The sequence below is a fragment of the Roseobacter sp. OBYS 0001 genome (assembly GCF_019654895.1).
GTDB lineage: Bacteria > Pseudomonadota > Alphaproteobacteria > Rhodobacterales > Rhodobacteraceae > Roseobacter > Roseobacter litoralis.
In genome coordinates, this window is record NZ_BPES01000001.1 from 816,930 (window position 1) to 842,162 (window position 25,233).

Here is a 25,233-nt window from a genome sequence, read left to right on the forward strand (position 1 = left end):
CCTTTTAATTTCGCGGGACCCATGAAATAGGAAACTGCCAAATGAACTGCTCCGATTGCGAGGTATGCCATGGAGATTCGTGAGGCTCTGACCTTTGATGATGTGTTGCTGGTGCCCGGTGCGTCTTCTGTGCTGCCATCGACTGCAGACACCCGGACGCGCGTCACGCGCACGATTGCGATGAACATCCCGCTGCTCAGCTCCGCCATGGATACGGTGACCGAGGCGCGCATGGCGATTGCGATGGCGCAGGCGGGCGGAATTGGTGTTGTCCACCGCAACCTGACCATCGAGGAGCAGGCGCAGGAAGTGCGGCGCGTCAAAAGGTTCGAGAGCGGGATTGTCTATAACCCGATCACTCTGCGCCCCGAGCAAACGCTTGCCGATGCCAAGGCCCTGCAGGACAGATACCGGGTCACCGGTTTTCCCGTGGTCGATGAGAAGGGGCGCGTTTTGGGCATTGTCACAAATCGCGACATGCGGTTTGCCAGTGATGACCGCACGCCCGTGTCCGTGATGATGTCGGGCGAAAACCTCGCCATCCTGCAGGAACCCGCCGACCGGGATGAGGCGATCAGCCTGATGAAAGCGCGGCGCATTGAAAAACTGCTGGTGACCGATGGGAATGGCAAGCTGACGGGGTTGCTTACCCTGAAAGATACCGAACAGGCGGTGCTCAATCCCACGGCCTGCAAGGATGAACTTGGCCGCTTGCGTGTCGCGGCCGCCACCACGGTGGGGGATGCAGGGTTTGAACGCTCTGCGGCGCTGGTTGATGCGGGTGCGGATATGATTGTGATCGACACCGCGCATGGTCATTCTGAGGGTGTCGCTGCCGCGGTCCGGCGCGCCAAAAGCCTCAGCAACGAAGTACAGATCGTAGCGGGCAATGTCGCCACAGGCGAGGCAACCCGCGCGCTGATCGATGCGGGTGCCGATGCGGTCAAAGTTGGCATCGGTCCGGGGTCTATCTGCACCACGCGCATGGTCGCGGGTGTCGGTGTGCCACAGCTTACGGCCATCGTTGACTGCGCGGCTGCGGCGGGTGACGTCCCGGTCATCGCGGACGGGGGGATCAAGTTTTCGGGCGATTTCGCCAAGGCGATTGCGGCGGGGGCTTCCTGCGCCATGGTCGGCAGCATGATCGCGGGCACCGACGAAAGCCCCGGTGAGGTGATCCTCTATCAGGGGCGCAGCTTCAAAAGCTATCGCGGGATGGGCAGCCTTGGCGCCATGGCCAGCGGGTCAGCGGACCGGTATTTCCAGAAAGACGCTGCAAGCGACAAACTCGTACCCGAAGGGATCGAGGGGCAGGTGGCTTACAAAGGGTCAGCGGGTGCCGTCATCCACCAACTCGTGGGTGGGTTGCGCGCTGCGATGGGCTACACCGGCTGTGCAACCGTGGATGAAATGCGCACCAACTGCAAGTTCGTCAAGATTACAGGTGCGGGGCTGAAGGAAAGCCATGTGCATGACGTTCAGATCACACGTGAAAGTCCGAATTATCGGGTCGGATGACCAAATACTGCCCGTCCGCCTGACCTGAAAGAGAGACCGCCATGACACCCGCCGCGCGCATCGCTGCCGCCATCGAGATATTGGATGCTGTATCGCAAGGGCGCGCAGCTGAGCAGGCGTTAACGCGATGGGCGCGACAAAGCCGTTTTGCCGGGTCCAAGGATCGCGCGGCGGTGCGGGACCATGTCTTTGACGTGCTGCGCCTCAAGGATACGGTTGCGGCCCTTGGGGGCGGTGTGTCGGGCCGGGCGTTGATGCTTGGACTGCTGCGGTACAACGGCATTGACCCTTCTGAGTTTTTCAACGCGCAGGGCTATGCCCCGGACCCGTTGTCCGATGAGGAACAAAGCCGGGGGACAGATCGGGATACAGCATGCGCGCTGTGGAACCTGCCAGAGTGGCTTGTGCCTGAGTTTGAGCGCAGTTTAGGGGCAGAGGCTGGCGCCGTGGCCGCGGCATTGACGCACCGCGGACCTGTGAGCTTGCGGGTCAACTTGAAAGAGGCGGATGTAGCAACCGCGATGCAAAACCTTCAAAGTGACGGCGTGGTGACAACTGCGAACCCTGTTGCGCAAACCGCTTTGACGGTGATTGAGGGCGCGAGACGGGTGAGGAACACGACGGCCTATCTGACGGGTCAGGTTGAATTGCAGGACGCCGCCTCGCAAGCCGTGATCGACGCATTGCCACAAGCGCTGACGTGTCTGGATTACTGCGCGGGCGGGGGCGGCAAGGCGCTGGCCATGGCGGCGCAACCCAACCGTCGGGTTTACGCACATGACAGTGATCCTGCCCGCATGCGGGATCTTTCCCCCCGCGCCGAGCGCGCGGGTGTCGGGATACAGGAACTTTCGACAGACCAATTGCGCACCCATATGCCGTTCGATCTGGTGCTGTGTGATGCGCCATGCTCGGGCAGTGGCGCATGGCGGCGCAGTCCTGAGGCAAAGTGGAGTTTTACCGCGGCGCGCCTTGAAGAACTTCAGGCGATCCAGCAGGACATACTGCAACAGGCGGCGGTGCTTTTGAGCGAGAATGGCTGGCTCATTTATGCCACATGTTCAGTGCTCAAAGCTGAAAACGAAGATCAGGTAGAGACGTTTCTATCTAGGAACCCAGACTGGCAGTGCCGCTACCAAAGACGCTGGCCGCTATCGGAAAACTGTGATGGGTTCTACACGGCACACTTGACGCGCGGATAATTGCTGCAATACTCAACCTTAACGAGCACACCTGATCGTGGTTAAGTCGGGATTAACTCCTAGGGCGCTTTGATGACGGTGCGATTCGATCTAGGAGCGAGCGATTGTCCACAGGTGCCATACTTCCATCAAAACTGACCCAATTTGCGCTTGGTGCACAAAACAGATTTGGCGGCATACTGGTCGTCGCGGGCGTACTTGCTGTTGTGGGCCTCGCAGCGCCACATGAGATTTTGCAGAAATCGTTTTATGCTGCCGCTGCCGCATTGGCTGTTTTGTGCATGATGCTGTTTGGGTTGGTGGGCGTTCATGTGAAACGTCAAAAAGCCACCCTGGCCACGCTATCCGATTTCATTGACAAGGATGCCGTCCCCAGTTTTCTGGCGCAGGCCGATGGGGCGATCCTGTCAAGCAATCAGGCCGCACGCACCCGGTTTCAGGCACAGGCAAGTGACACGCTTGCCGGTGCACTTGATAGAACGGTTGCGGATCCGGCGGGCATCCTGTTTCGCCTTCAGGCACGCGCAGACACCGAGGGATTTGCGCAAGAGGAGCTTGTGACCCGCAAGGGTCATATTCGTGTCGGCGTCAATAAACCCGGTTCAGATACCTATGTCTGGCGTGTTGAGGACGTTGTGGTGGCCGCAACCCAGCACGACGGACCGGTCCTGCCAATGATCCTCGTCGGTCGCAATAATGCGATTTTATATATGAATGATCCTGCGCGTGACCTCGTTGGGGGGCGTGTAACATCGCTGGATCGGTTGTTCAGAACGATGCCTGTGCAGTCCGGCGCCGTATGCGATATTCAGGGCGTCGAAGGTGTGACACAGGTACTTGTGTCCGAGTTGGCTGCCGGGGCAGGGCGCAAGGCGTTGTACTTGCTGCCACCGGGTCCACCGTCGGTGCGAGATGATGAATGGAACGTATTTGAAAACCTACCCGTTCCCCTGCTCAAGGTGGGGGCAGATGGGCAGGTTCAGGCATTTAACCTCATGGCGTCAAATCTGATTGGTGTTGCGTTGGAACGCGACGTCCATTTGTCAGACCTCATGGAGGGGCTTGGCCGTTCGATCACGGACTGGTTGACCGAAACCCTTGCCGGGCGCGCAACACAGCACACGGAGTTTCTCCGCCTCAAGCGCATCGACAAAGAGGTATTTGTTCAGGTGACCCTGAACAGGATTTCTGAAAGCGGCGATCCAACACTTATTGCGGTGCTCAGCGACGCAACCGAGCTGAAATCTCTCGAGGCGCAATTCGTACAAAGCCAGAAAATGCAGGCAATAGGCCAATTGGCGGGCGGTGTTGCGCATGATTTCAACAACCTTCTCACCGCCATTTCAGGTCATTGTGATCTGTTGCTGCTGCGACATGATCAAGGCGACCCTGATTTTAGCGATTTGGTTCAGATCAATCAGAATGCGAACCGGGCTGCGGCTTTGGTTGGCCAACTTCTGGCCTTCTCGCGCAAACAGACCCTGCGTCCGGAAACGCTTGATATGCGCGATACGCTCGCTGATCTGACCCATTTGCTCAACCGGTTGGTGGGCGAAAAGGTGACGCTGACCCTCACGCATGATCCTGTTCTGCTGCCCATCCGCGCCGATAAGCGCCAACTGGAGCAGGTTTTGATGAACCTCGTTGTGAATGCACGCGACGCGATGCCCAATGGCGGCGAAATCCGCATTGAAACCCAATGCATCAGACTCAAAGCGCCGCTCAACCGCGACCGCGTCACTGTACCGGTGGGTGAATATGTCACCGTGCACGTGTCCGATGACGGTATTGGTATCCCGTCAGACAAGCTGCAAAAGGTGTTCGAGCCATTTTTCACGACGAAACGCACGGGGGAGGGCACCGGCCTTGGCCTTTCAACGGCTTACGGGATCGTCAAACAAACGGGCGCTTATATTTTTGTGGACAGTACCGTCGGCGTTGGGACGCGCTTTACCCTCTACTTCCCGGTGCTGGAACATAGAAAATCAGAGCCCGTTGCCAAACGAATTGAAACAAAAAAACCTACCGGCAAGCACGGTGATGGTGTGATCCTGCTGGTCGAGGACGAAGCACCGGTCCGGGCGTTTGCCAGTCGCGCGCTGCGCTTGCGGGGCTACACGGTCCTGGAGGCAGATTCTGCCGAAGCCGCCCTTAAGACGCTCGAGGATGAAACGCTGAACGTAGACGTTTTTGTCACAGATGTGGTCATGCCCGGTATGGATGGCCCTAGCTGGGTGCGCGAGGCACTAAAGGACAGACCGGATGTGCGTGTGGTATTTGTCTCGGGCTATGCCGAGGACAGCTTTGGCGAGGCGCAGATGAAGATACCCAACTCCGTCTTTCTGCCAAAACCATTTTCTCTCAATGACTTAACGGACACTGTTCACGAGCAGTTGCACTGACTTATTTCAAAATTTCGCCCCTTACGTGTAAGGGTCACACATAATTGAAGAAATCAATTTGAGCCTTGGGAAGTTCCTCAATCACTCTTTAACCAGTTTCGGGGAAGAGTAGTTTCAGAAAATTTAAATTGAAATGTTCTCACTTTGGTCCCATAAGGAACGTAATGAGAACAAACGCACGGTGCACGTCAGCAGCGATTGCTGCAGCGGGCAAACTGTGACAGTAAGAGGAAATGAAATGGCAACGGCAGATCTACTCAGCATGAATAGCAAAAAATCCGCAGACAAACAAAAGGCGCTTGATTCCGCGCTGGCTCAGATTGAGCGCCAGTTCGGCAAGGGCTCGATCATGAAATTGGGCACCGCGGGGGCCGTGCAGGACATCACGGCCAGCTCCACGGGCTCGTTGGGTCTTGATATCGCCTTGGGAATCGGCGGTCTTCCGATGGGTAGAATCATCGAGATCTATGGACCCGAAAGTTCTGGTAAAACCACGCTGACCCTGCACTGTGTGGCAGAACAGCAAAAAGCGGGTGGCGTATGCGCCTTCGTGGACGCCGAACATGCGCTGGACCCGGCATATGCGAAAAAGCTTGGTATCGATCTGGACGAGTTGTTGATCAGCCAACCTGATACTGGCGAACAAGCGCTGGAAATCACTGATACGCTTGTGCGTTCTGGTGCCGTGAACATGGTGATTGTGGATTCGGTTGCCGCTCTGACGCCGAAGTCCGAGCTCGAAGGCGACATGGGCGACAGTTCCGTTGGTGTGCAGGCCCGCCTAATGAGCCAGGCGATGCGCAAGCTGACAGGATCGATCAGCCGCAGCAACTGCATGGTGATCTTCATCAACCAGATCCGGATGAAGATCGGCGTCATGTTCGGCTCGCCCGAGACAACAACGGGTGGTAACGCGCTTAAGTTCTACTCCTCCGTTCGGTTGGATATCCGGCGTATTGGCGCACTGAAAGACCGCGACGAAGTCGTTGGCAACCACACGCGGGTCAAGGTTGTCAAAAACAAGGTTGCCGCACCCTTCAAGCAAGTCGAATTTGATATCATGTATGGCGAAGGCATCTCAAAGATGGGCGAATTGCTGGATCTTGGGGTTGCCGCAGGTGTGGTGGATAAATCCGGGTCGTGGTTCAGCTATGGCGATGAGCGTATCGGGCAGGGTCGCGAAAACGCCAAAGGTTTCTTACGTGAGAACGTCCAGATGGCGCTTGAGATCGAGGATAAGATCCGCGCAGCACATGGGCTTGATTTCGACATGCCGGCACATGAGAAAAAAGCAGACGACGACATACTTGAGGCCTGAAACGGCGTCAGGGTTCAGTTGATTGTTAAAGAGCGCGCCAAACGGTCGCGCTCTTTTCCATTTAAGCGCAAGCTGCTTGTGGACAGCCACGACCGACAGGGGTATTTGATCCTGAACTGAAATATCTCGCCCGAAGGCCCGCATCATGCAAACGCTGAACGATATTCGCTCAACCTTTTTGTCGTACTTTGAGAAACAGGGACATTCGGTCGTGGCCTCCAGCCCGCTTGTGCCGCGCAACGATCCGACATTGATGTTTGCAAACTCTGGGATGGTGCAGTTCAAAAACCTGTTCACCGGGGTTGAAACCCGCGCCTACAAGCGCGCCACCACGGCGCAGAAATGCGTGCGCGCGGGTGGCAAGCACAACGATCTGGATAACGTCGGATACACGGCAAGGCACCACACGTTTTTCGAAATGCTGGGTAATTTCAGCTTTGGCGATTATTTCAAGGAAGACGCAATTCCTTTCGCCTGGAATCTCGTGACCCGTGATCTGTGCATCGACAAATCGCGTCTCTACGTCACGGTCTATCACACGGACGAGGAGGCCGCCGCAATCTGGAAGAAGGTCGGCGTGCCCGAAGACCGGATCATCCCGATCGCCACGAATGACAATTTCTGGATGATGGGACCGACGGGCCCTTGCGGTCCATGCACCGAGATTTTCTATGACCACGGGGATCACATCTGGGGCGGCCCCCCCGGATCGCCGGAAGAGGACGGCGACCGGTTCGTTGAAATCTGGAACCTCGTCTTCATGCAATATGAGCAATTTGAAGACGGAACACGCCGTGATCTGGCCGCGCAGTCCATCGACACCGGTATGGGCATCGAGCGGGTTGCGGCCTTGTTGCAGGGCACCAACGACAACTATGCCACCGACCTGATGCGCAGCCTCATCGAGGCGTCGGCCGATGCCAGCAACACCGACCCCGATGGGCCATGCAAAACGCACCACCGCGTGATCGCAGATCATTTGCGGTCTACGTCGTTTCTGATGGCGGATGGTGTGATGCCATCCAATGACGGGCGCGGTTATGTGCTGCGCCGGATCATGCGGCGCGCCATGCGCCACGCACATCTATTGGGCGCAAAAGATCCACTGATGCACCAGCTGGTGCCTGCATTGGTGCAGCAAATGGGAGCTGCCTATCCTGAATTGGGTCAGGCGCAAAGCATGATCACGCAGACGCTCTTACAGGAAGAAACACGCTTCAAACAAACGCTTGAGCGCGGTTTGAAGCTGTTGGATGACGAATTGAACGCGCTGCCCGATGGCGATGATCTGCCCGGCGCTGCGGCCTTCAAGCTATATGACACCTATGGTTTCCCGCTTGATCTGACGCAGGATGCGCTGCGCGAAAAGGGGCGCGGCGTTGATACTGACGGGTTTGATGCTGCGATGGCCGCGCAGAAAGCCAAGGCGCGCGCTGCGTGGTCGGGCACTGGCGAGGCCGCGGATGCGACGGTCTGGTTTGACGTGGCGGACGCTGAAGGAACAACCGACTTTCTTGGTTATGACACCGAAGTGGCCGAAGGGCAGATCGTGGCGCTTGTTCAGGACAGCGCGGCGACGGATACGGCCACAACCGGAGAGACCGTTCAAATAGCGTTGAACCAGACGCCTTTCTATGCAGAAAGCGGCGGGCAGGTCGGCGATACAGGCGTGATCAAAACGGCTAAGGGAACCGCAACTGTTACGGATTGCCGCAAAACTGCGGATGTCTTCGTGCATACGGCCAAGGTCACCGAAGGGGTCATTTCCGTGGGTGAGGCGGCCCAATTGACGGTTGATCCAGCCCGCCGCACGGCGATCCGCGCCAATCACTCGGCGACGCATTTGTTGCATGAAGCATTGCGCGAGGCATTGGGTGATCATGTGGCGCAGCGCGGATCCTTGAACGCAGAAGATCGGTTGCGCTTTGATTTTAGCCACACGCAGGCCTTGAGCAGCGAAGAACTGGCGCGGGTTGAAGCAGATGTGAACACCTACATCCGCCAAAACGCACCGGTTGAGACCCGCATCATGACGCCGGATGCCGCGCGGGAACTGGGTGCGCAGGCCCTGTTCGGTGAGAAATATGGCGATGAGGTTCGCGTGGTGTCCATGGGCCGCAAGGAAGGGTCTGCGAAGGGTTTGAACGGGGACACCTATTCGCTGGAACTCTGTGGCGGAACGCATGTGCGCCAGACCGGCGACATCGGCGCTTTTGTGGCGCTCGGGGATAGTGCCAGCAGCGCCGGTGTGCGCCGGATCGAAGCCCTGACGGGCGCTGCGGCGCTGGCGCATCTGCGTGCGCAGGATCAGCGTTTGGCCGCCGTTGCGTCGGATCTTAAGGCGCAGGCTGCTGATGTGCCAGAGCGTGTGCGCAGCCTTTTGGACGAACGCCGTGCCCTGTCCAACGAAGTTGCACAGCTGCGCCGAGAACTGGCGATGGGTGGCGGTAGCGGAAGTGCCGCGCCGGACGTCAAAGACGTGGCAGGGACGCCCCTCTTGGCGCAGGTGCTTTCAGGCGTGACGGGCAAGGATTTGCCCGGGCTCGTGGATCAGATGAAAGAACAAATGGGATCGGGCGTCGTTTTACTGATCGCCGATGCGGATGGTAAAGCAGCCGTTGCCGCAGGTGTTACCAAAGACCTTACGGAGAAAGTATCCGCCGTTGATCTCGTCAAGGCCGCCGTGTCAGCCCTTGGCGGCAAAGGCGGCGGTGGACGGCCCGACATGGCGCAGGGAGGGGCAAAAGATGCCTCCAACGCGGATGCCGCGATCGCTGCCGTGGAAACAGTTTTGAAAGGATAAATCGATGGGCGCGCTTTGGATTGCACATGTGAAGGTGACGGATGAGGACGCCTATGGAAAATACGCAGCCCTTGCAACGGAGGCCATCGCTGCGCATGGCGGGCATTTTATCGCCCGTGGTGGTCGGTTTGTGCAACTGGAAGGTCAGGCCCGCCCCCGCAATGTGGTTGCGCGGTTTCCCGATGTGGAATCGGCCGAAAAATGTTATAATTCAGAGGTCTATCAGCGGGCGTTAAGCCACGCGCGCGATGCTTCTGAACGGGATCTGATGATCATCGAAACCACCGAATAGCGCCCGACAGACCGCCGGGCGCAAAAGGTGATTTACCCAGCACGCGCCATGCGCTTGCGCTCGTGCGGGTCCAGATAACGCTTACGTAACCGAATGGCCGTTGGGGTCACCTCGACCAGCTCATCGTCGTCGATATAGGCAATTGCCTCTTCCAGACTGAGTGTGATAGGCGTCGTCAATCGAACGGCCTCATCCGTGCCGGACGCGCGCACGTTGGTCAGTTTCTTTCCCTTCAGCGGGTTCACTTCGAGGTCGTTTTCACGGCTGTGTTCGCCGATGATCATCCCGGTATAGACGTTGGCCTGCGCGCCGATCATCATCCTGCCGCGCTCCTCAAGGTTCCACAGGGCATACGCCACCGACGTTCCGTTTTCCATAGAAATCAAGACACCCGCGCGGCGACCCGGAATCGGTCCCTTATGGGGCGACCAGCCGTGAAAGACGCGGTTCAGAACACCGGTGCCGCGCGTGTCGGTCAGGAATTCACCATGATAGCCGATCAGCCCACGCGACGGCACATGCGCCACGATACGCGTCTTGCCCGCGCCAGCCGGTTTCATTTCGACAAGCTCACCACGGCGCGCGCCAGTGATTTTTTCGATCACAGCACCGGAATATTCATCATCAACGTCGATGGTCGCTTCCTCGATGGGTTCATGGCGCACGCCATCTATGTCGCGAAACAGCACCTGCGGGCGTGAAATCGACAATTCGAACCCCTCACGGCGCATGTTTTCGATCAGAACACCCATTTGCAGTTCGCCGCGCCCTGCAACTTCGAACGCCTCTCCGCCGGGCGTGTCCGAAATCTTGATCGCGACGTTGCTTTCAGCTTCTTTCATCAGCCGTTCACGGATGACGCGCGACTGGACCTTTTTGCCATCGCGGCCAGCAAGCGGGCTGTCATTGATGCCGAAGGTGACGGTGATGGTCGGCGGGTCGATGGGCTGCGATGGCAGGGCCTCAGTGACCTGCGGGGCGACGATACTGTCGGCGACGGTTGCCTTGGACATGCCTGCGAGGCTGACGATATCGCCCGCTTCAGCCAGATCAATCGGTTGCTGGTTCAGCCCGCGAAAGGCCAGCACTTTGGTCACACGAAAGGATTCGATCTGCGAGCCATCCCGGCTCAGCGCCTTGACGGTTTCGCCCGCTTTGACGGTCCCGGCCTCAACCCGGCCTGTCAAAATGCGGCCAATGAACGGGTCAGCGCCCAGTGTTGTTGCCAGCATCTGGAACGGCGCGTCGCGCTGTGCCAGCTGCGCCGGGGCAGGGACGTGTTCGACGATCAAATCAAACAGCGCTGAAAGGTCCTTGCGCGGACCATCCAACTCGACATCTGCCCAGCCAGAACGCCCTGAGGCATACATGGCCGGGAAATCCAGCTGGTCATCATCCGCACCTAGGTTGGCAAAGAGGTCAAAACACTCATCCAGCGCGCGGTCGGGTTCGGCGTCTGGTTTGTCGACCTTGTTCAGCACGACAATCGGGCGCAGGCCTAGGGCCAGCGCCTTGGAGGTGACGAATTTCGTCTGCGGCATCGGCCCTTCGGCGGCGTCGACCAGCAGCACCACACCGTCGACCATCGACAGGATACGCTCAACCTCACCGCCGAAATCCGCGTGGCCAGGAGTGTCGACGATATTGACGCGCGTGCCTTTCCATTCCACCGATGTCGCTTTGGCCAGAATGGTGATACCGCGTTCGCGCTCCAGATCATTGCTGTCCATCGCCCGTTCTGTGGTCGCCTGGTTTTCTCGGTACGTGCCCGATTGCTTGAGCAATTCATCCACCAATGTGGTTTTGCCGTGGTCGACGTGAGCAATAATTGCGATGTTTCGCAGGTCCATGAGAGTGCCTCGATTTAACTGAATATGCGCGCCGCTCGGCGCAGCTTTTGGGGCCGCATACCGCGCAGCCTGCCAGAAAGCCAGCGATAATCGCCCCGGAACCGCGCAGAGTTAATGCTGCGTGGTATTTGACAACAGGTGAATGACGAGAATTCCCGACAGAATAAGCCCCAATCCGATGATCGCTGGCAGGTCGAGTCGTTGACCGAAAACCACAAAGCCAATGCAGGCGATAAAGACGATGCCCAAGCCCGACCAGATCGCATAGACGACGCCGACGGGCATGAATTTGAGGGTCAGGCCCAGCAGGAAGAAGGCCAGCCCATAGGCGATCACAACGACGATGGTGGGACCTGTGCGGGTGAACTGCTGACTGGCCTGAAGAGCCGTGGTGCCGATCGTTTCAAACAGAACGGCGAGAATCAGATAGAGGTAGTGCATCGGCATGAGAGCGGCCCTTCTGGCGTTAGACCGGCAGACAGTGCGTGTCTTTGATCTGCTCCATCACGAAGCTGGCAGACACGTCAGACAAGGCCACACGCCGGATAAGTGATTGGTACAATCGGTCGTAATCCGCCATATCCGCCACGCGCGCACGGATCAAGTAATCAAGCTCTCCGGTCATGCGATACACACCCAAAACCTCGGGCATATCGCGCGTTGCGGCGCGAAATTCATGCACCCAGGCTTCGGAATGGGTGCTGGTGCGGATCAACATGAAAACCGTGAGGCCAAGGCCCAGTTTATCCGGATCAAGCAGTGCGACACGATCCGTGATGACCCCCGCGCTTTCCAGCGCCTTGATCCGCCGCCAGCACGCGTTGCGGCTGAGGTTCACAGAATCGCTGATCGCTTCCAGCGACAGGCTTGCATCGCGTTGAAGAAGGTGAAGCAAGCGGCGATCTATGTCATCAAATGTCACAACTATTCCCAATATCTTGTGAATATTTCCCGCACTACGTACCAATAACGCAGATAAATGGGAAGTTGGTTGCACGGCATCACGGTATAAATGCCTGACAGTCAACGGAGGTCATCATGTTCCAGCGTATTTTTCTTGCTCATCCCGCCGCAGTCGATGAGACGTTTTTGCAGCATATGGCCTTCGCGCTTCGCTTTGCCGGGCTTTTACTCGCGGCAGGGGGCGCAGCGTTAGTGCATGCCTTTATTCCCTGCCTGTTTGAAAAAACGGCATCGACGATCATCAGGAACCTTTACGAACGTACGCATAACCGGGGTCAGTAGCAGCGACCTGTGACGCTGAAGCTGCTCAACGCGCCAGCGCCTTGTTCAGGTTCGTTTCTACTTTCTCCAGAAACCCTTGTGTTGTCAGCCAGCGTTGATCTGGCCCCACCAGCAGCGCGAGGTCTTTGGTCATAAACCCGCTTTCGACTGTATCCACGACCACTTTTTCCAGCGTTTCGGCGAAATTGAGCAAGGCGTCATTGTCGTCAAGCTTGGCGCGGTGCTTTAACCCGCCTGTCCATGCGTAGATCGAGGCAATTGAATTGGTCGAGGTCGCTTCGCCTTTCTGGTGCTGGCGATAATGGCGGGTGACGGTGCCATGCGCGGCTTCGGATTCGACGACCTGTCCGTCCGGTGTCATCAGCACTGACGCCATCAGCCCCAGTGATCCAAAGCCTTGCGCGACCGTGTCCGACTGCACATCGCCATCATAATTCTTGCAGGCCCAGACATATCCACCCGACCACTTCATGGCAGAGGCGACCATGTCATCAATCAGACGGTGTTCGTACCAGATGCCGGCAGCTTCGAATTTTTCCTTGAACTCTTCTTCGAAAACCTGCGCAAAGAGTTCGAGAAACCGTCCGTCATATTGTTTTAGAATGGTGTTTTTCGTGGACAGATACACGGGCCAGCCCAGATTGAGGCCATAGTTGAGGGACGCGCGCGCAAAATCGATGATGGATTTATCGAGGTTGTACATCGCCATCACGACACCGCTGTCGGGCGCGTCAAAGACCTCACGCTCAATCTCTGTGCCGTCTTCTCCGACAAATTTTAGGGTCAGCTTACCCTTGCCGGGAAATTTGAAATCGGTCGCGCGGTACTGATCGCCATAGGCGTGTCGCCCCACAACGATGGGTTTCGTCCACCCCGGCACGAGGCGCGGCACGTTCCGGCAAATGATCGGCTGGCGAAAGATCACCCCGCCCAGAATGTTGCGGATCGTGCCATTGGGCGAGCGCCACATCTGTTTCAGGCCGAACTCTTCGACGCGAGCTTCATCAGGCGTAATCGTCGCGCATTTGACCCCGACACCATGTTCCTTGATCGCATGGGCCGCATCCACGGTGATCTGATCATCCGTGGCATCGCGGGATTCCATGCCCAGATCATAGTATTTCAGATCAACGTCAAGATAAGGCAGGATCAGCTTTTGCTTGATGAAATCCCATATAATGCGGGTCATTTCATCCCCATCGAGTTCCACAACGGGGTTTTGCACTTTGATCTTTGTCACCGGAATCTCCTGCTTCTTAGCTGGGTGTCACGGTGGCCATAGCGCAATTCATGGGGGCTGCATAGATTTAAGTATACAAATGTATACCGAAAAAGCGTCAAAGTTTATTTCTTGGACATCTTTTGGAAAAATGCTTCCAGTTTCGGAAACAACCACTGCCAAAGACGCGGTGCGCCTTTTTGAACAGGTGTGCCCACACGCTGTGAAAGCTGATCGATGGTGACGCCATATTCAAGCCATGACCCGCCGCCGTTTGCCATGTTGGAAATAGGCGGCTGTACCCGGTCGATGGATTTGGCAAAAACTGCATCCGGGGTTTCAGCCGCTTCGAATTCATCCCAGATTTCGCGGAACGCCTTTGCCTGATCCTCTGGCAACAGGCCGAACAGGCGATCCGCCGCGATTTGTTCCTGCGCCTCTTGTGCGGCAGCATCCACAGTCCCGTGGATCGGGTTGTCGCCTGCGTCGATTTCTACGATGTCATGCAGCAGCAGCATCTTGAGCACCCGGTCGATGCGCACGTCAGGACCCGCCTGATCCGCCAGCACGAAGGCATAGAGCATCACGTGCCACGAGTGTTCGGCGGAGTTTTCATAGCGGGAATTGTCATGCAGCCGTGAGGCGCGCATGACCGATTTCAACTGGTCCGCTTCGCTCAGAAAGGCGATCTGTGCTGCCAGCCGATCACTCATCCTTCGGGGCCGGCAAGCTGCGCGCGAGGTCTTCTTTGATCTTGCCCAGAACCTCGCGGGCGCGCTGTTCGGCCCGTCTGACCCGCACCGCAGTCAGATAGGCCTCTTCCATGGTTTGCGAAGAGCCGCCAATGGTGTCTGCAACCCGTTGCACGAAAGCATCATCGCCCGTGGCGTTTATGATTTTTAGGCTTTCAAGCGCCAGTTCATCGGCGACATCTTCCACGATACCCATGGCTTACCGTGACGTTTCGGTCAGCCGACGTTTGACGTAATCCGTTGTTGTGTCGATCAGCGTTTCAAGATGCGGCTCTTCAAAGAAATGCCCGGCACCCTCGACCTGCTCATGGGTGATCGTGATGCCTTTTTGCTCGTGCAGCTTGCTGACGAGGGCTTCGGTATCGCTGGGTGGGGCCACGCGGTCTGCCGTGCCGTTGATCACAAGGCCGGAGGACGGGCAGGGGGCAAGAAACGAAAAGTCATACATGTTTGCAGGGGGTGCCACGGAAATAAATCCGGTAATCTCGGGACGACGCATGAGCAATTGCATCCCGATCCAAGCGCCAAAGGAAAACCCGGCAACCCAGCAGTGTTTGGAATTGTTGTTCATCGACTGTAGATAATCCAGCGCGGAGGCGGCGTCGGATAATTCACCGATCCCCTGATCATATTCGCCCTGACTGCGGCCGACACCGCGGAAATTGAACCGCAGGACTGTGAATCCCATGTTATAAAATGCGTAATGCATGCGGTGCACAATGATATGGTTCATCGTGCCGCCAAATTGAGGGTGCGGGTGCAGGACAATCGCAATCGGCGCATCGCGCTCTTTTTGGGGGTGGTAACGACCTTCTAGCCGACCCTCGGGGCCGGGGAAAATGACCTCAGGCATGAGTGTCCCTGTGTATTGTGTCGCCAGCCCCACCTGAATTCTTGACGAGTTCGCATGGGGACCTTAGAACGGTTCTAATTAGATCGCAGATGACAAGACCTGCTGCGGACTATGGCCTTAAGGTTTAACGCGTCCCACGTCAATCAATTGACCGCGACGCGCATATCGGGGAATTGCGATGAAGCTATCGACAAAAGGGCGGTATGCGATGGTGGCACTTGCAGATATTGCAATGCAGCCGGGAGATAAACTGGTGTCGCTTGGCGATATCGCAACGCGTCAGGCAATTTCACTGGCCTATCTGGAACAGCTATTTGTCAAACTGCGCCGCGCAGACCTCGTTACTTCCGTGCGTGGGCCGGGGGGGGGATACCGTTTAAAAAGATCTCCGTCTGACATTCGGGTTGTGGAAATTCTTAGCGCTGTCGATGAAACAGTTGACGCGATGCACAAGGGGGCAGGCGCTTCTGGCGGCGCGTCGGGCAGTCAGGCGCAGTCCTTGACCAACCGCTTGTGGGAGAGCCTGAGTGCACATGTTTATGTGTTTCTGCATCAAACGCGGTTGTCGGATGTGATTGCCAACGAACTCGCGCCCTGTCCGGCTGTGCCCAACCTGTTTGACATCGTAGACGAGCCATCAGAGCACGCGTGACGCACGCGCAACGATTTTAGAAAGCCGACATGTGAGACGTATCTACCTCGATTACAATGCGACATCACCGCTGCGACCCGAGGCGCGGGAGGCGATGCTTGCTGCAATGGATTTGGTGGGCAATCCATCCTCTGTGCATGCTGAAGGGCGCGCGGCAAAAGGCATGATGGAGCGCGCGCGTCGCGATATCGCCGAGGCATTGTGCGCCCAGGATGCAGAAATCATATTCACCTCTGGCGCCACCGAAGCCGCGGCACTTGCATGTGCCGGGCGCGATTTGAAAGCCAGCGATATCGAGCATGACGCGGTGCGCGCGTGGTGTGCGCCGCAGTTACAAGTGGACCCGCAGGGCGGCGTCTCGATTCATGATCCGGCGCATTCGGCCTTACAACGGGCCAATTCGGAAACCGGCATTTTGCAGAACCTACCCGAAGGCCTCGCCGTGAGCGACATGACACAGGCCTTTGGAAAGGTGCCGCTCGATTTCAATGCAAGCGGGGCACGCATGGCGCTGATCTCCGCCCATAAGCTCGGGGGTCCCAAGGGCGTTGGTGCTTTGGTGCTGCGCCGTGGTCAGGACATACCCGTGCAGATCAAAGGCGGCGGGCAGGAAATGGGCCGCCGGTCGGGCACTGAAAACCTGATTGGGATCGCTGGTTTTGCGGCCGCGGCGCGCGCGGCAAAGCGCGATCTGGACGCCGGGCGTTGGGAAGAAATTAAAGAACTTAGAAAGATTCTAGAAAACGCCCTTGCAGCCGAGACAAAGACAACTATTTTTATCGGGAAAGACGTTAACCGTCTGCCCAACACGTTGTGTTTTGCCACGCAGGGCTGGAAAGGCGAGGCTCAGGTGATCCAGATGGATCTCGCCGGGTTCGCCATAAGCGCAGGTTCCGCCTGCTCCAGCGGCAAGGTCAAAGCCAGCAGTGTTCTGCGCGCGATGGGACTGGATGAAGCAACCGCAAGCTGCGCCATTCGCGTGTCTTTGGGTTTGGAAACGACGAAAAATGAGGTCCTGCAGTTTGCGCAGACCTGGCTTGAAAAAGAAAAGAAATTTCGCGCCCGCGCGGCGTGAGCACTGGAGGATACGATGACAGCATTAGACCAGCCGATCACCGACGATACTCAGGTCAAAGAAGGCGTTGATCAGGACACGGTTGACGCCGTGCGTGAAGTGGGCGGCAAGTATAAACACGGCTGGTCCACAGACATCGAAATGGAATATGCGCCCAAGGGCCTGAGCCCGGACATCGTGCGTCTGATCTCTGAAAAGAACGAAGAACCTGAATGGATGCTGGAATGGCGTCTGGCCGCCTATGACCGCTGGCTGCAAAAGACAGAACCCAAATGGGCCATGGTCGATTACCCTGAAATTGATTTTCAGGATCAATATTACTATGCGCGTCCCAAGTCGATGGAGGTCAAGCCGAAGTCGTTGGATGAGGTCGACCCCAAGCTATTGGAAACTTACAAGAAACTCGGCATTCCGCTGAAGGAACAGATGATCCTCGCCGGTGTCGAAGGCGCCGAAGAACTGGGCGATGAGCCGCGCAAGGTTGCTGTGGATGCTGTGTTTGATTCTGTGTCCCTCGGAACGACGTTCCGCGACGAGTTGATGAAGGCGGGCGTGATCTTCTGCTCAATCTCCGAAGCGATCAAGGATCACCCAGAACTGGTGAAGAAGTATCTTGGCTCGGTCGTGCCGGTGTCTGACAACTACTATGCGACGTTGAATTCTGCGGTCTTTTCGGATGGGTCGTTCGTTTATGTGCCACCCGGCGTGCGCTGCCCGATGGAACTGTCGACATATTTCCGCATCAACGCTGAAAACACCGGGCAGTTTGAGCGCACGTTGATCATCGCGGATAAGGGCTCTTACGTGTCCTACCTTGAAGGTTGCACTGCGCCGCAACGTGACATCGCACAACTGCACGCCGCCGTGGTTGAGATCATCATCGAAGAAGACGCCGAGGTGAAATACTCCACCGTGCAAAACTGGTATCCCGGTGATGAAAATGGCGTGGGCGGCATCTATAACTTCGTGACCAAACGTGCCGATTGCCGGGGCGACCGGGCCAAGGTGATGTGGACGCAGGTGGAGACCGGATCCGCCGTGACGTGGAAATACCCGTCCTGCATTCTGCGCGGGGATGATTCACAGGGTGAATTCTACTCCATCGCCATCGCCAACAACATGCAGCAGGCCGATACCGGCACCAAGATGATCCATCTGGGCAAACGCACCAAATCGCGGATCGTGTCCAAGGGGATTTCGGCGGGCAAGGCGCAGAACACATATCGTGGACTGGTATCGATGCACCCCAAAGCCAAGGAATCGCGCAACTATACCCAATGTGACAGCCTGCTGATCGGCGGGAACTGTGGCGCACATACGGTGCCCTACATCGAGGTCAAGAATAACTCGTCACGGGTGGAGCACGAGGCGACGACCTCCAAAGTGGATGACGATCAGCTGTTCTATTGCCGCTCGCGCGGAATGGATGAAGAAGAGGCCGTGGCGTTGGTGGTGAACGGCTTCTGCAAGGACGTGCTGCAAGCCCTGCCGATGGAATTCGCCATGGAAGCGCAGCAACTTGTGGCGATTTCGCTCGAAGGGTCGGTGGGCTAGTTCAAAAAATGGCTGGGAACGAAATTGATACGCATGCAACGTTGAATGATCTGCGAACGCCGCGCGCAAACGATGGAGGTCGGGAGGCGCTACTCGTAGGCTTTTTGTCTGCTGTCGGACTCATGGTTTTTTTCGGCGCAAACGACGTTTCGTGGATGCCGCTTTTTGCGAAAACTGTCGTTTGCTTGTTTCTGCCATTGGTGCTCGCCTTCACAACGATGACGTTTGTCGCCTCGGTTCAGAGCGCCCGGCGAGCGAAGCGTGCTGAAGCAGCAAGGCGAAATGACACCGCTCGAAAGGACAAGCAGATTGCTGAAGCGAGGGCGCGAGGCGACTTCGACAGGTGGAACAAAGACGAATGATCCTCACAACTACCAACACTGTCGAAGGTCACACGATCACCGCCTATAAGGGCATCGTTGTCGGCGAGGCGATCATGGGTGCGAATATCGTGCGGGATTTCTTTGCCTCTGTGACGGATGTGATCGGCGGTCGCTCCGGTGCCTATGAGGGCAAGCTTCAGGACGCGCGCACCGAAGCCATGGCCGAAATTGAGGAACGCGCCGCGGCACTTGGGGCCAATGCCGTCGTGGGCATTGATCTCGACTATGAGGTAATCGGGGATAGCATGCTGATGGTCTCTGTATCGGGCACGGCCGTGACCATAACGTAACCGACTTAAAGAACGCGCCGCAAGGCACTGAAATAAAACGCCTCTGTGCGATTAGATATAAGGGAAGAAAAATGCTGAGCATCAAAAACCTGCAGGTCAAACTGGAAGAAGAAGACAAGGAAATCCTCAAAGGCGTCGATCTTGAGATTGAAGCAGGCAAAGTGCATGCCATCATGGGTCCCAACGGGTCGGGCAAATCCACCTTGTCCTATGTGCTCTCGGGCAAGGACGGCTATGAGGTCACCGCTGGATCCGCAGAACTGGAGGGCGAAGACGTCCTCGACATGGACCCCGAAGAGCGCGCGGCAGCTGGCCTGTTTCTGGCATTCCAATACCCCGTGGAAATCCCCGGTGTCGGCAACATGACGTTCCTGCGCACAGCGGTAAACGCACAACGCAAGGCGCGCGGCGAAGAGGAAATGTCAGCCGCCGAATTCCTCAAGGTGGTGCGCGCGCGTGCCAAGGAATTGAAGATCGACGCGGACATGCTCAAGCGGCCTGTCAATGTCGGCTTTTCGGGTGGTGAGAAAAAGCGCAATGAAATCCTGCAGATGGCGATGTTGGAGCCCAAGATGTGCATCTTGGACGAAACCGATTCCGGTCTGGACGTGGATGCGATGAAACTTGTGGCTGAGGGCGTCAACGCGCTGCGCAACGAGGGGCGCGGCTTTCTCGTGATCACGCACTACCAGCGGCTGCTGGACCATATCAAACCGGACTATGTGCACATTATGTCCGACGGACGTATCGTAAAAAGCGGTGGCCCTGAACTGGCGCTTGAAGTCGAACATAACGGCTATGCCGACATTCTGGCAGAGGTGGCGTAATGGCCGACGTAGCACTGAAAACCAGCACAACAGAGGCACGGCTTGCGTCTCTCGACATGCCGACGGGTGGATGGTCGCAGACGGCGCGCAAAGATGCGCTGTCGCGGGTCATTGCGATGGGGCTTCCGGAACGCAAGGACGAATACTGGCGCTACACGCGACCGGATTCGTTGACGCAGCCCGGCGCGATCCCTGCAGCCTTGTTTCACAATGACGAGAGCCCGTTATTTGGCGAGGTCGACCGCATAAAGATCGTCTTCGTGGATGGCGTCTTTGATGCGGATGCATCTGATGATCTGACACTTGAAGGCCTCACGATCGAGCGGCTTGCGGAAGCAAACACCGATATTCACTGGGCGCGTGACCTTTACGGCGTGCTCGAAACGAATGGTCAGACACCTGTGCACAGACCGTTGGCGGCGTTGAACACGGCGTTTGCAACGGACGGCGTGCTGATCCACGTCACAGGCAAGGTTTCAAAGCCGATCAACCTGCAATACCACCACCGGTCAGAAACCTCTGATGCCATTCTGCACCATGTGATCCGGGTGGACACCGGTGCGGAAGTCACGATCCTTGAAAGTGGTCCGGCGGCGGCGCGTTTTAATAAAGTGATGGAAGTCGACGTTGCCGATCAGGGTGTCTTTCACCATGTGCGGGCGCAAGGGCGGGATCATGAGCGCCGGGCGGCGACCCATATCTTCACGCGCCTTGGACAGGAAAGCGTGTTCAAATCTTTCACGCTCACTGCCAACGGGGTCATGACGCGGAACGAATGTATCATTGAACTCAAGGGCGATGATGCGGTGGCCCATGTGGCGGGCGCTTGCGTTGGGGATGGTGATTTTCACCACGATGACACCGTATTCATCACCCATGACGCTGTGAACTGCGAGAGCCGTCAGGTTTTCAAGAAGGTGCTGCGCAACGGAGCGACGGGTGTGTTTCAGGGCAAGATTCTGGTCAAACAGGGTGCGCAGAAAACGGATGGCTATCAGATCAGCCAGTCGCTGCTGCTGGATGAGGACAGCCAGTTCCTCGCCAAGCCGGAGCTTGAGATATACGCCGATGATGTCGCCTGTTCGCACGGGTCTACATCCGGTGCGATTGATGAAACGGCGTTGTTTTATCTGCGCTCGCGCGGGATCCCTCATGGGCCAGCGACCGACCTTCTGACACTCGCGTTTCTTGCCGAAGCGGTGGATGAGATCGAAGATGAAACACTGCGTGCTGAGATCGTTGATCGTCTCGCAGGCTGGCTGGAGCGTCATCGTAAGTAATGGCGGTTACCCGCAATATCTCCGCTACCTATCGGGGGCCCGGTCGTGTTGTGACCGGGCTTTTGGCGCTTGGCCAACGCGAAGACCGGGCGTTGGCCTATCTCATGTCCGGGTGCATTATCGTTTTCATTGCCCAAATGCCGCGCCTTGCTCGTGAAGCGCACCTGAGCGGTGAAGACCTCAACATGCTGATGGGCGCGACCCTGATGGCCTGGGTGCTTATCGCGCCATTGGTTCTTTATTGTCTGGCGGCGGTGACGCATCTTGTGGCAAAACTGTTCAGAGGGCAGGGCACCCATTACGGGGCACGGCTGGCGCTCTTTTGGGCATTGCTTGCTGCATCGCCTCTGATGCTTCTGAATGGGCTGGTCGCAGGGTTTGTAGGCCCGGGAATTGAATTACAGGCTGTCGGCTTTTTGTGGTTTGCGTTCTTTTGCTGGTTCTGGTTAGGCGGGTTGATTGCAGCGGAGCGTGGACAAGAATGATGACCAAACCTATGAGTTTCCCTGATCTGGCTTTACTGACAGTGCGGGACCCTAAAGCTGCCGCGCAAATCGTGCTGGCGTGGAATGTGCCGCGCGAAGCCTTATGGACCGCGATCGCGCTGATCAGTGTCATTGTGACCATCCTGTCGACGCTGTCGAATATGATCATCCCCGTGCCGCCGCCCCTGAACGGCATTGTCGGCAATCCGTTCATGTATTGCGCGATTGCTGCGGGCGGGTTTATCGCCACCGTCTATGCCATTTATTGGACGGGTCGCATGCTGGGCGGCGAGGGCCGCATCGAGGATTTGATGATCCTGTTGCTGTGGCTGCAGGCCTTGCGTGCGGTCGCGCAGGTGGCCGTTCTGATCGGGTTGATCCTGGCGCCTGTATTGGCGAGTTTTCTGGTTCTGTTCATCGGTGTTGCGACGCTGTGGGTGTTTGTTCATTTCATAAATGCAGCCTTGCGGCTCAATTCACTGATGCGCGCGGTTGCTGTGTTGTTTCTTGGGGCAGTTGCCTTGATGGCTGTCCTGACCTTTTTGCTATCCATGATCGGTGTATCCGCCGTTGGAGTACCTATGAATGTATGATGTGACTGAAATTCGCAAAGATTTCCCGATCCTTGGTCGTGAAGTCAATGGCAAGCCGCTGGTCTATCTGGACAATGGGGCATCGGCCCAGAAACCGCAGGTGGTGATAGATGCCATCAGCAACACATATGCGAATGAATATGCGAATGTGCATCGCGGGCTGCATTATTTGTCCAATCTGGCCACGGACAATTATGAAAGCGTGCGCGGTGTAATTGCCAGATTCCTCAATGCGAAATCGGAAGAGGAAATCATCCTGAACTCGGGCACGACCGAAGGCATCAATATGGTTGCCTATGGCTGGGCCATGCCGCGTCTGCAGGCAGGTGATGAGATCGTCCTGTCGGTGATGGAACATCACGCCAATATCGTACCCTGGCATTTTTTGCGCGAACGGCAGGGCGTAGTTTTAAAATGGGTCGATGTAGGCAGCAACGGCGCATTGGACCCCCAAGCCGTGATTGATGCCATAGGACCAAAGACAAAATTGATCGCAATATCGCATCTTTCCAATGTATTAGGAACTAAAGTTGATGTAAAAACCATCACGGCTGAGGCGCATGCCCGCGGCGTTCCTGTGCTGGTGGATGGATCGCAGGCGGCGGTGCACCAACCGGTGGATCTGCAGGATCTTGATTGTGATTTTTATGCGATCACAGGCCATAAACTCTACGGGCCATCGGGGTCCGGCGCCATCTTTGTGAAATCGGAGCGGATGAAGGAAATGCGCCCCTTCATCGGTGGTGGTGATATGATCAAAGAGGTCAGCAAGGAGGCGGTGATTTACAACGACCCGCCCCTGATGTTTGAGGCTGGCACGCCCGGTATCGTTCAGACAATCGGTTTTGGCGTCGCGCTGGAATATATGATGAACCTCGGCATGGATAATATCGCAGCCTACGAGGATACCTTGCGGGATTACACCGTCGAACGTCTCGCCGGATTGAACTGGTTGCAGGTGCAGGGCACGACCCCGGACAAAGCGGCGATCTTCAGCTTCACTTTGGAAGGGGCCGCGCATGCGCATGACGTCTCAACCATTCTGGACAAAAAAGGCGTCGCCGTGCGGGCAGGGCAACACTGCGTTGGTCCGCTGATGCAGCACATGGGCCTGTCTGCGACTTGCCGGGCATCCTTCGGGCTGTACAATACCAAGCAGGAGGTAGACGTTTTCGTTGATGCGTTGGAATTGGCGCATGATCTGTTTGCTTGATCTGTTCGCGGTGATTTTGCAATTGCAGGACTGATGAGCGCGGTTTATACGAGCGTTGCATGCAGCTTGACTTGATCATGTGCGGCGCTGCCCGACGAAGGCGGTGAGAAAGAAGTTAGACAGGCTGCAAAGAGATACAAAAAGGACTTGCGCAGATAAACCCGCAAAGATACCCGCACAGTAATGTGCAAAATGCGGTCCCATAGCTCAGCTGGATAGAGTGCACGCCTCCGAAGCGTGAGGTCGCAGGTTCGAATCCTGCTGGGACCGCCATATTTCTCGTCTCTGTTTAAAGCAGGCACAAGACGGTAATTTTTGATACTCCATCTGTAAAAATTTTTCGCGGATGCATCCCGAAAACATATCACGTCATTGATAAGCGGTCGGATCCGTTCTGCCCTGATCACGTCTCAACGGCAGCTTTGTCGTACGATTAAAACACCGACCAGTTGGTCGCTCTTGAGAGCATTTCCGCGGCGCGCGTGCCAGCGTAGGAATTGCCGTAAAGGTTCAGGCCCGGCGACCAGATGGCGACGGACGCCACATTGGGCGCTATGATCAAGAGACCTCCGCCGACCCCACTTTTCCCCGGCAGTCCGACCCGGAAGGCAAAGTCACCGGAGCCGTTGTAATGCCCACAGGTCATCATCAATGCATTCACCCGCCTGACATGTTTTTGCGATATTACTTTTGGAGCGCCTTCAAGGCCTGCTAACGAGCGACCGGCCATCGCCAATTGCTCGGTTGTCATCTCAATCGCGCATTGATGAAAATAAGTTCCGAGGGTCAGGTCAGGCTCATTCGATAGGTTCTCATGGGACTTCAGATAATAGGCAAGCGCTTTGTTACGTGAACCTGTTTTCTGTTCGGACGCAGCTACGGCGTCATTTATGTAAATGCTGTCAGAGCCCGACATTTGTCTGACAAGCCCAAGTATTTCGGCCAGCGCCAGTTTGGGTTGCCTTCCGCAAAGCAGCGCATCTGTCGTGACGATAGCACCTGCATTGATGAAAGGGTTTCGGGGACGGCCATTTTCCCTTTCCAGCAGGACCACGGAATCGAAAGAAGTGCCTGACGGTTCCCGTCCAACGCGGCTCCATAGTTGATTACCAACCCGTCCAAGTGCTGCGACAAGGGCAAAGACCTTTGAAATGCTCTGAATAGAGAAAGGTTTGGTCGCCGATCCGGCGCTGATCACTTTGCCGTCGGCCAAACATACGCTGATTGCAAATTGCTGAGGATCAACTGCGGCAAGCTCCGGGATATACTGAGCTGGTTCTCCCCAGTCGTTTTGTTGAAAGACGTCTGTCGCAATGGACTTGATGATTTCTTCCAACATTACCTCCCATCGTGAAAACACTGCTGCCGATCTGTAGAAAAGTGGACTGCCCAGCCGGAATTCACTTCCTTTATGGCGGTATGGAGGC

Annotated in this window: 24 protein-coding genes and 1 tRNA gene; 17 read left to right on the top strand and 8 right to left on the bottom strand. The window is 56.7% G+C overall.

All coding sequences use genetic code 11. From position 1 onward, the window contains the following. Positions 1-69 precede the first annotated feature (69 nt). The 6 genes from guaB (at position 70) to K5Q35_RS03960 (ending at position 9,535) form a co-directional block, all read left to right on the top strand. Positions 70-1,518 carry an IMP dehydrogenase gene (gene guaB / locus K5Q35_RS03935; RefSeq protein ID WP_013961754.1) on the top strand — a complete coding sequence of 483 codons (1,449 nt, stop codon included), beginning with the start codon at positions 70-72 and terminating at the stop codon, positions 1,516-1,518. A 41-nt stretch (positions 1,519-1,559) separates the two neighbouring features. Continuing rightward, entirely contained in the window at positions 1,560-2,720 is a 1,161-nt protein-coding gene (locus K5Q35_RS03940) for an RsmB/NOP family class I SAM-dependent RNA methyltransferase (RefSeq protein WP_220798518.1), read from the top strand. 104 nt (positions 2,721-2,824) lie between these two features. After that, entirely contained in the window at positions 2,825-5,122 is a 2,298-nt protein-coding gene (locus tag K5Q35_RS03945; RefSeq protein ID WP_220798519.1) for an ATP-binding protein, read from the top strand. Between the two features lie 238 nt (positions 5,123-5,360). Further along, positions 5,361-6,440 (top strand): recombinase RecA, encoded by a 1,080-nt coding sequence (gene recA / locus K5Q35_RS03950; protein WP_013961757.1) that lies wholly within the window; start codon positions 5,361-5,363, stop codon positions 6,438-6,440. Between the two features lie 145 nt (positions 6,441-6,585). Beyond that, positions 6,586-9,243, top strand: coding sequence for an alanine--tRNA ligase (gene alaS, locus K5Q35_RS03955; RefSeq protein ID WP_220798520.1), 2,658 nt, complete (start codon positions 6,586-6,588; stop codon positions 9,241-9,243). A gap of 4 nt (positions 9,244-9,247) precedes the next feature. Then, complete coding sequence (locus K5Q35_RS03960) at positions 9,248-9,535, top strand: DUF1330 domain-containing protein (protein ID WP_220798521.1); 288 nt, start codon at positions 9,248-9,250, stop codon at positions 9,533-9,535. A 32-nt stretch (positions 9,536-9,567) separates the two neighbouring features. Here K5Q35_RS03960 and typA read toward each other — a convergent pair whose 3' ends face one another. The 3 genes from typA to K5Q35_RS03975 all read right to left on the bottom strand — a co-directional run bounded on the left by typA (position 9,568) and on the right by K5Q35_RS03975 (position 12,307). Beyond that, positions 9,568-11,385 (bottom strand): translational GTPase TypA, encoded by a 1,818-nt coding sequence (gene typA / locus K5Q35_RS03965; RefSeq protein WP_220798522.1) that lies wholly within the window; start codon positions 11,383-11,385, stop codon positions 9,568-9,570. A gap of 111 nt (positions 11,386-11,496) precedes the next feature. Next, positions 11,497-11,832 carry a multidrug efflux SMR transporter gene (locus tag K5Q35_RS03970; protein WP_013961761.1) on the bottom strand — a complete coding sequence of 112 codons (336 nt, stop codon included), beginning with the start codon at positions 11,830-11,832 and terminating at the stop codon, positions 11,497-11,499. 19 nt (positions 11,833-11,851) lie between these two features. Then, complete coding sequence (locus K5Q35_RS03975) at positions 11,852-12,307, bottom strand: Lrp/AsnC family transcriptional regulator (protein ID WP_013961762.1); 456 nt, start codon at positions 12,305-12,307, stop codon at positions 11,852-11,854. 116 nt (positions 12,308-12,423) lie between these two features. Here K5Q35_RS03975 and K5Q35_RS03980 point away from each other — a divergent pair, with 116 nt between their 5' ends. Beyond that, positions 12,424-12,630: a DUF6356 family protein gene (locus K5Q35_RS03980; protein ID WP_013961763.1), complete on the top strand. Its 207-nt coding sequence runs from the start codon at positions 12,424-12,426 to the stop codon at positions 12,628-12,630. 25 nt (positions 12,631-12,655) lie between these two features. On the opposite strand, the gene K5Q35_RS03985 is transcribed toward K5Q35_RS03980, so the two are convergent. The 4 genes from K5Q35_RS03985 to K5Q35_RS04000 all read right to left on the bottom strand — a co-directional run bounded on the left by K5Q35_RS03985 (position 12,656) and on the right by K5Q35_RS04000 (position 15,454). Next, positions 12,656-13,870: an NADP-dependent isocitrate dehydrogenase gene (locus K5Q35_RS03985; protein ID WP_220798523.1), complete on the bottom strand. Its 1,215-nt coding sequence runs from the start codon at positions 13,868-13,870 to the stop codon at positions 12,656-12,658. A 104-nt stretch (positions 13,871-13,974) separates the two neighbouring features. Then, positions 13,975-14,562 carry an HD family hydrolase gene (locus tag K5Q35_RS03990; RefSeq protein ID WP_013961765.1) on the bottom strand — a complete coding sequence of 196 codons (588 nt, stop codon included), beginning with the start codon at positions 14,560-14,562 and terminating at the stop codon, positions 13,975-13,977. Further along, complete coding sequence (locus K5Q35_RS03995; protein WP_013961766.1) at positions 14,555-14,797, bottom strand: hypothetical protein; 243 nt, start codon at positions 14,795-14,797, stop codon at positions 14,555-14,557. Before K5Q35_RS03995 ends, K5Q35_RS03990 begins: the two co-directional genes overlap by 8 nt. 3 nt (positions 14,798-14,800) lie before the next feature. Then, positions 14,801-15,454 carry an alpha/beta hydrolase gene (locus K5Q35_RS04000; protein ID WP_013961767.1) on the bottom strand — a complete coding sequence of 218 codons (654 nt, stop codon included), beginning with the start codon at positions 15,452-15,454 and terminating at the stop codon, positions 14,801-14,803. Between the two features lie 178 nt (positions 15,455-15,632). Between K5Q35_RS04000 and K5Q35_RS04005 the strand changes: the two genes are divergently transcribed. From K5Q35_RS04005 to K5Q35_RS04050, 10 genes are all read left to right on the top strand, one after another. Further along, on the top strand, positions 15,633-16,106 hold the full coding sequence (locus tag K5Q35_RS04005) for an Rrf2 family transcriptional regulator (protein WP_013961768.1): 474 nt from the start codon (positions 15,633-15,635) through the stop codon (positions 16,104-16,106). 31 nt (positions 16,107-16,137) lie between these two features. Continuing rightward, a complete protein-coding gene (locus tag K5Q35_RS04010) occupies positions 16,138-17,181 on the top strand; it encodes a cysteine desulfurase family protein (protein ID WP_220798524.1) in 1,044 nt (347 codons plus the stop codon). 15 nt (positions 17,182-17,196) lie between these two features. Then, positions 17,197-18,735 (top strand): Fe-S cluster assembly protein SufB, encoded by a 1,539-nt coding sequence (gene sufB / locus K5Q35_RS04015; protein ID WP_013961770.1) that lies wholly within the window; start codon positions 17,197-17,199, stop codon positions 18,733-18,735. 358 nt (positions 18,736-19,093) lie between these two features. Next, positions 19,094-19,408 carry a heavy metal-binding domain-containing protein gene (locus K5Q35_RS04020; RefSeq protein ID WP_220798525.1) on the top strand — a complete coding sequence of 105 codons (315 nt, stop codon included), beginning with the start codon at positions 19,094-19,096 and terminating at the stop codon, positions 19,406-19,408. A 71-nt stretch (positions 19,409-19,479) separates the two neighbouring features. Then, a complete protein-coding gene (sufC, locus tag K5Q35_RS04025; protein WP_013961773.1) occupies positions 19,480-20,235 on the top strand; it encodes a Fe-S cluster assembly ATPase SufC in 756 nt (251 codons plus the stop codon). After that, positions 20,235-21,515, top strand: coding sequence for a Fe-S cluster assembly protein SufD (gene sufD, locus K5Q35_RS04030; RefSeq protein ID WP_220798526.1), 1,281 nt, complete (start codon positions 20,235-20,237; stop codon positions 21,513-21,515). The genes sufC and sufD overlap by 1 nt, the downstream gene beginning before the upstream one ends. Then, positions 21,515-22,000, top strand: coding sequence for a YIP1 family protein (locus K5Q35_RS04035; RefSeq protein WP_220798527.1), 486 nt, complete (start codon positions 21,515-21,517; stop codon positions 21,998-22,000). Before sufD ends, K5Q35_RS04035 begins: the two co-directional genes overlap by 1 nt. Then, positions 22,000-22,593 (top strand): YIP1 family protein, encoded by a 594-nt coding sequence (locus K5Q35_RS04040; protein ID WP_259650446.1) that lies wholly within the window; start codon positions 22,000-22,002, stop codon positions 22,591-22,593. The genes K5Q35_RS04035 and K5Q35_RS04040 overlap by 1 nt, the downstream gene beginning before the upstream one ends. Continuing rightward, positions 22,586-23,806: a cysteine desulfurase gene (locus tag K5Q35_RS04045; protein ID WP_220798529.1), complete on the top strand. Its 1,221-nt coding sequence runs from the start codon at positions 22,586-22,588 to the stop codon at positions 23,804-23,806. Before K5Q35_RS04040 ends, K5Q35_RS04045 begins: the two co-directional genes overlap by 8 nt. Positions 23,807-24,002: 196 nt before the next feature. Next, positions 24,003-24,079, top strand: a tRNA-Arg gene (locus K5Q35_RS04050). A 160-nt stretch (positions 24,080-24,239) separates the two neighbouring features. On the opposite strand, the gene K5Q35_RS04055 is transcribed toward K5Q35_RS04050, so the two are convergent. Further along, the gene (locus K5Q35_RS04055) at positions 24,240-25,145 is read right to left on the bottom strand and encodes a glutaminase (protein WP_220798530.1); all 906 of its coding nucleotides are present in this window, start codon (positions 25,143-25,145) and stop codon (positions 24,240-24,242) included. Positions 25,146-25,233 lie beyond the last annotated feature (88 nt).